Source organism: Nocardia aurea (assembly GCF_003123685.1).
Classification (GTDB): Bacteria; Actinomycetota; Actinomycetes; order Mycobacteriales; family Mycobacteriaceae; genus Nocardia; species Nocardia aurea.
Genome location: NZ_QCYJ01000008.1, coordinates 1 through 6,017 on the forward strand (window position 1 = coordinate 1; position 6,017 = coordinate 6,017).

Annotated in this window: 7 protein-coding genes and 1 pseudogene; 1 reads left to right on the forward strand and 7 read right to left on the reverse strand. The window is 70.6% G+C overall.

Annotation, left to right across the window (positions count from 1 at the left end; genetic code table 11):
* Positions 1-442: FAD-dependent oxidoreductase (locus DAT37_RS44765; RefSeq protein ID WP_198654076.1), on the reverse strand; the 442-nt coding region annotated here is incomplete at its 3' end.
* A 102-nt stretch (positions 443-544) separates the two neighbouring features.
* Here DAT37_RS44765 and DAT37_RS03900 point away from each other — a divergent pair.
* On the forward strand, positions 545-1,066 hold the full coding sequence (locus tag DAT37_RS03900; RefSeq protein WP_109523304.1) for a TetR/AcrR family transcriptional regulator: 522 nt from the start codon (positions 545-547) through the stop codon (positions 1,064-1,066).
* Here DAT37_RS03900 and DAT37_RS03905 read toward each other — a convergent pair.
* The 6 genes and pseudogenes from DAT37_RS03905 to DAT37_RS03925 all read right to left on the reverse strand — a co-directional run.
* Positions 1,047-2,123 (reverse strand): cytochrome P450, encoded by a 1,077-nt coding sequence (locus tag DAT37_RS03905; protein WP_198654077.1) that lies wholly within the window; start codon positions 2,121-2,123, stop codon positions 1,047-1,049. The two genes, DAT37_RS03900 and DAT37_RS03905, sit on opposite strands and share 20 nt — an antisense overlap.
* A 77-nt stretch (positions 2,124-2,200) precedes the next feature.
* Positions 2,201-3,361: a DUF3500 domain-containing protein gene (locus tag DAT37_RS03910; RefSeq protein ID WP_157978261.1), complete on the reverse strand. Its 1,161-nt coding sequence runs from the start codon at positions 3,359-3,361 to the stop codon at positions 2,201-2,203.
* Between the two features lie 68 nt (positions 3,362-3,429).
* Positions 3,430-3,885, reverse strand: a complete 456-nt coding sequence (locus tag DAT37_RS45245; protein WP_232839506.1) for a flavin reductase family protein — start codon at positions 3,883-3,885, stop codon at positions 3,430-3,432.
* Positions 3,886-4,023: 138 nt separating this feature from the next.
* A pseudogene (locus DAT37_RS45250) lies at positions 4,024-4,788 on the reverse strand (alpha/beta fold hydrolase); the annotation flags it as partial.
* Between the two features lie 32 nt (positions 4,789-4,820).
* Positions 4,821-5,591 (reverse strand): cupin domain-containing protein, encoded by a 771-nt coding sequence (locus DAT37_RS03920; RefSeq protein ID WP_109523306.1) that lies wholly within the window; start codon positions 5,589-5,591, stop codon positions 4,821-4,823.
* 37 nt (positions 5,592-5,628) lie between these two features.
* Positions 5,629-6,017, reverse strand: a 389-nt coding sequence (locus DAT37_RS03925) for a fumarylacetoacetate hydrolase family protein (RefSeq protein WP_198654079.1), incomplete at its 5' end; no start/stop codon positions are given.

Here is a 6,017-nt window from a genome sequence, read left to right on the forward strand (position 1 = left end):
CGATCCCCTCACCGGCCTGCCGCAGGCCGGTCAGCTCGGCGCCCGTCCACATCTCAACGCCCAGCTCGGTGGCACGCCGACGCACCAGGTCGCGCAGCCGCGAGTGGTTGCAGCAGACCGGCTGGAACGGGCTGATCCGCGCCGGCACCTCCACCCACGGCTGAGGGGTGCGGCCGATCTCGGATCCCGCCAGGGTGTCGACACGGAGCATGTCACCGAGCTCGTCGGGATGGAATCCCGCCTCGGAGACGGCCTCCCGGAGCCCGAGGTTGTCCAGCAGTTCCACGGCCCGGACGCTGAGCCGCTCGTTGCGCGAGGTCCGCGGAGCCTCGGTCCTCCGCTCGACGAGCAGGCATGGCGCGCCGTAGTGGGCGAGGAAGGCCGCGGTGGCGAGACCGCTCAGCCCTCCGCCGGCCACCAGGAGGCGGCGGTTGTCATCCATGGTCCTCCGTCCGAATGGGTCTTGATCGAATGAAGAACGGGCCGGCCGGCCGGTTACTTCAGTGGGAGATGGAGAAAATGCGGCAGCGGGTAGGGTGGCCGCGTGCGGGAAGGACCGGGTACGGACATCGCGAACGGCAGGCGTGGCCGCAGCAAGCAGGGGCTCTACGACGCGGTGCTGAACAGGCACGAGCCGGTCCGTGATCCGGTAGCCGAACTGCTGTCGGAAGGGTTGGAGCATTTCGGGGAACGCCTCGTCCGCAGGTTCCTGGAGGTGAACGCGAGCGACGAGCCGGGCCACCGGGCGGCGGCCCTGATGCGGCTGGCGGTGGTCGACCACGAGCCGGCCGCCCGGCTGCGCGACTTCATCGAGAACGAGTTCGCGCCCTCGCTGGCCAGGCACCTGGATCTGCCGGATGCCCGGTTGCGCGCCGGCCTGATCAGCGTCCAGCTCGTCGGCGTCGCCGTGACCCGCCACCACCTGCGCGTCGAACCGCTGGCCTCGGCCTCCGTGGAAACGATCGTCACGCTGGTGGGCCCGATCATCCAGCGCCTGCTCACCGAGCCACTGCCGGAAGACATGGATCAGGCGCCGGGCGAGAACGTCACCGGCACCTCGGCGTAGCCGCGGAACAACGTTCCCGTCCCCGGCCGCTGGCGCAGCCGGTCGGCTGGGCAGGCGAGCGCCAGGCCGGGCAGCCGCTCCAGCACCGTCCGGAAGGCGATGGGCTGCCCGCCGGGATGGTCTCGCCGCCGACCTCCACGTCTTCCACCGCCACCCGCAGGGTGCCCTGCTCAACCGGGCCGTCGAAGCGCAGCATCTCCTCGATGGCCGAGGGCAGCAGGCCGGGATCGTCGCGCAGCAGGCGAAGCTGATCCGGGTGGCGCAGCAGGGCCACCATGCCGTTGCCGATCAGGCTGACCGTGGTCTCGTGCCCGGCGACGAGCAGCAGGTTCAGCGTGCCGACCAGTTCGCGTTCGCTGAGGCTGCCGTCCTCGGTGTCGGCAGGGAAGTCGGCCCGATCCCCCTCCGGCACGCCGATCAGCTCGCTGATCACCGCGATCGGCAGCGGGTAGGCGAACGCGTCGATCAGGTCCGCTCGTCCGAGCGGGGCCATCCGGTCGATCAGCTCGTCGGTGATCTCCTGCACCCGCGGGCGCAGGGCTTCCACGCGGCGTGGGGTGAACCCCTTGCTCACCAGGCGGCGCAGCCTGGTGTGGTCGGGCGGGTCGCTGTTGAGCATGTTCACCCCGGTCGGGCCCTCGGTCTCGGAGGACAGCCCCAGATCGCGCATCCACTGCGGCGCGTGCCGGGGGTGCTTGGAGAAACGGGTGTCATTGAGCACGGCCCGGCTCTCGTCGTACCCGGTGACCATCCAGAGCGTGGTCCCCATCGGATGCGGGACGGCGCGCACGGCGCGGGCGGGGAAGGAGCCGAGCACGCCGACCTTCACCCTGCCCGAGAGCTCGTCACCGTCGAGCAGGCCGGTGAAACGCATGTTCATCCCCATGATCGCCTTGCGTGCCAGCCAGGTGACCTCGCCTTCACCTGCCGACCCCTCGGCGATCTCCAGGCTGGCCTGGGCGCTGGTCATCGTCCCGCTCAGCCGTCCTCCGTCGGCCGAGAACGTCGCGGAGAAGGTCTGCTCACCTCTGGGCAGGTCGTACCGGCGGAAAGGCATGCGCATGACCGTCGACAAGACCTCTCATCGCCAGGACACCACGTGCGCGACATGATGCTCATCGGCACCTACGCGGGCTACCGCGGCGCTCGGTGGTGCCGGGCATGGTGCTGCCGGAGCAGGTCCCGGCCGTAGTCGCCACCGTTCGGCGTCCGGACGACGGTGTGCACGTGGAACGGTTCGGGCTCCTCGTTGTCGAGGAAGACACCCTGGTGGCAGTCGTACTCGATCAGGATCACGGGGCTGTGAACCTTGTAGTAGAAGGCGTCGCCGTCGCCGTCGCCGCCGATCCAGGCGAAGTGGGTCTGGTCGAGGTGCGCGGCGACCGAGGCCATCAGGTCCTCGGCCGGACCGGTGGGCAGCCGCTCCGCGTAGGGCCGGACCAGCGCGAGCAGCACCTCCTGCTGCCCGGCGGACAACTCGTCGCCGCGGATGCCCTCGTACGGGATGACGCGGTTGTCCCGCCCGGCGCCGGCCTTGTGGCGGCCGTCGACGAAGTTGACCAATTCGGGCGGGAGGTCGCGCGACAGGATGGATTGGTGCAGCACGGCACGGTCGGTCTGGCCGGGCCGCAGCATCCGCCGGGCGGCGAGCCCCGCGGCGCGTTCGGCGTCGAACAACCGGGTGCCGCGGTATGTGCCCCGGTCGGCTTCGACCGGCTCGGCGCCCATGAACGTGGGGGTGAGCACGATCTGGCCGCCCAGGATGAAGCAGTGGACATCGAGATGGTGCCCCCACAGCTGCCACCCCCACGGTTCGGTGGCCGAAGGCGTGCCGTAGACGGCGAAGAAGTACGCGTACTCCCGGAGGGTGCCGGGGTACTGCTCGATCAGTTCGCCCAGGGCGCCGTTGAGGGCCATCGCGGCCCGCGTGTCGGTGAAGCCCTTCGCCGACAGGCTCGCCTCGACGATCGCGAGGGCGGCGTTCCGCTGTGCCTGCTCCATGTCGTCGAGCAGCAGCCCGTGCGGCTCCCACGTGGGGTAGGCGTTGGTCCAGGTGCGCCACTGCTTGGCGCCGATGTCGAACCGGACCAGGCCGCGCTGTGCTTCGCTGAGCCCGGCCAGGAACGCCTCCGTGGCCTCGACCGCGGGGCCCGGTTCGAATCCCGTGTCGCGCAGCGAGAACAGGTCCGGTACGACGACCCCGTCGGTCGTGATGCCGACGAACGGCTCGTCGGCGGCGGCGAGCACCGGCGGGAACAGCGCCACGATCTCCTTCGGCATCGGGGCGGCGTCCATCACGGCTCCGTACAGCGGAAACATCCCATCGGGACGGGGCCCGTAGCCCCGGTAGCGGCGACGTTCCTTCATATCCGGCTGCCGTCCAGCGCGCGGTGGGTGCCGAACGCGCGGCCGTGGTAGGTCAGCGGCTGCGTGGCCGTCGTCTCGGCCGCGACGACGGTGCCGAGGGCGATGACGTGGTCACCCCCGTCGACGAGGCCGGTGACGGTGCACGCCACCCAGCCCGCGGCTCCGGCGATCCGCGGCAGGTCGTGCTCACGTCGCCACGAGACGTCGGCGAACTTCTCCTTGCCCTTGCGCGCGAAGTTGCCGGCCAACTGGGCGTGGTCGCTGCCGAGAACGTTCAGTCCGAAACGGCCGCCGTCCCGGACCAGGGGCAGCAGGTCCGATTTCCGGTCCAGGGACACCAGCACCATGGGCGGGCTCACGGACAGCGACGTGAACGCGCTGACCGTGGTGCCGTGCGGCCGGTCACCGTCCATGGCGGTGACGACCGACACCGGCGTGCACACTCCGGCCATCGCCTCGATGAAGGCGGCACGCAGCTCCTCGTCGAGCCGCGCGCCGGCGATCACCTCACGGCGTCCCTGCTGACGCGGCTGCCCGGAAGAGTCCTCGGGGGCGGTCGCGGTGAATCCGCGCAGCAGCTCGGCGAGCCGCGCGGGCTGGTCGACCATCGCCCCGTGCCCGGCGTCCTCGATCAGCTCCACCGACCATCGCGGCAGGTTCCGCTCGCGCAGCCATCCGGCCCAGCGAGGGTCGGCCATCTGGTCCTGTGCCCCCCAGGCGACGAGAACGGGGACGGTGACGTCGGCCAGCCGGGCCCGGAAGTCGATCGTCGCGAGCTGTCGGAAGTACCGCAGACCGAGGTGGGCCGGCATCTCGAGGGACTTCCCGGCGAGCCAGCCGGCCGTGGCGGCGTCGGTCCGGTGGTAGAAGGCGCCGGCGGCGCCGAGGATCGACTCGACCCAGCTCCCGGACAGGCCGGCCAGCACCCCGTCGAAGGCGTCGATCGGCGTGCCGATCTCCAGGTCGTCCGGCCTGACGAAGCACGGCACGGCCGGAGCCACGAGCGCCAGGCCCGTGATCCGGCCGGCGGTGTTGTGCTCCAGCACCGTCCGCAGGCCGACGGCCCCGCCCAGGGAGTGGCCGACAAGCGTCACATCGGTCAGGTCGAGCCGCTCGATCAGGGCGATGACGTCGGCGGCCATCTCGTCGAGGGTGTAGTCGCTGTCGGGCGCGTCCGAGGCGCCGTGGCCGCGCGGGTCGAACGTCACACAGCGGTGCGTGGCGGACAGCTCCGCCACCACCCAGTTCCAGACGTCGAGCGTGTTGGCGAAACCGGGGTGGAACAGGAGCGTCCTGCCGCTGCCCGCGACGCGGTAGTTGAGTCGAACGCCTTCTCCGACGGATACCTTCGTCATGTTCTGCTCATTTCCTTGAAGTCGGGGCGCCGTCACCCGAAGCTGTGGCCGTTCAGGCGGAAGTCGACGCCGAGGTCCGGGGGAACGCCTGGTGCCGGCTCGGGGACGAGGAGCACCAGATGGCTCTCCCGGCCAGGTCCGGGGTTCCGGTTGCGGTGGGGGACACCCGCGGGCAGCACGACCAGGTCGAAGCGGGTGGCCCGGTGACGGTGGTTGGCGACCTCGACTTCCAGGGTCCCGTCGAGGACGAAATAGAGCTGGTCGAACTCGTGGATGTGCCACGGCAGGGCGTCGTTGCCCGGGTCGACGTGCGCGAGCCGCATGGACGCGTACGAGCTCCCGGATCCGCTGTGGGCCAGATCGCGGACGTGGAATCCGGGCACGATCTCGATGCCGAGGTCATCGCTGGGCGGCAGCACGTAGTGGGTGCCCGGTCCGCCGCTCTCGTCCTCGTCCGCCGCCTCGGCGAGCGGCAGCCCGCGAGCGGGCGGCGGCAGGAGAACGTCGAGGTGAAGCTCGGTGCCCGGATGCGGGTAGTGGTTCCGGTGGGGCGTGCCGGCCGGGATGAACACCGTGGACCCCGCGGGGACCGCATGCTGCTCCCCGTCGAGTTCGAGCTGCATGCACCCTTCGAGGATGAAGAAGAGCTGGTCGGACTCGGGGTGCTTGTGACGCGGGAAGCCCGTGCTGCCCTCCGGGGCGCGGACGCCCTCGATCAGGCAGCTCTCCAGATCGGCCAGCGGCCGGTGGTCGAAGACGTCGGGTTTCAGGCTGTCGGGGGCGAACCGCCGTACGAATTCCATGCTGTGTGCTTCCTGACTGTGCTTCCTGTGATGAGGTTCAGCCGGCGACGAAGCGGTGTCGCATCTCACCGATGCCTTCGATCCAGCTCACGAGCTCGTCGCCGGGCTGGAGCCACCGCTGCGGCACGCGGCCCAGGCCGACTCCGGACGGGGTGCCGGTGAAGACGACGTCGCCGGGCAGCAGGGGCAACGTCGACGACAACTTGGAGATCAGGCTCGGTACGGAGAAGATCAATTCCTTGGTGCGCGCGCTCTGCACGGTCTCGCCGTTGACGGCGCAGCCGAGTTCGAGGTCGTCCGGGTCGTCGAGGTCGTCCAGGGTGACCAGCCACGGGCCGATCGGCCCGAACCGCGGGAACGACTTCCCGAGGCTGAACTGCGGCGGCGTGGACGCCATCTGCAGGACGCGTTCGGAGATGTCCTGGC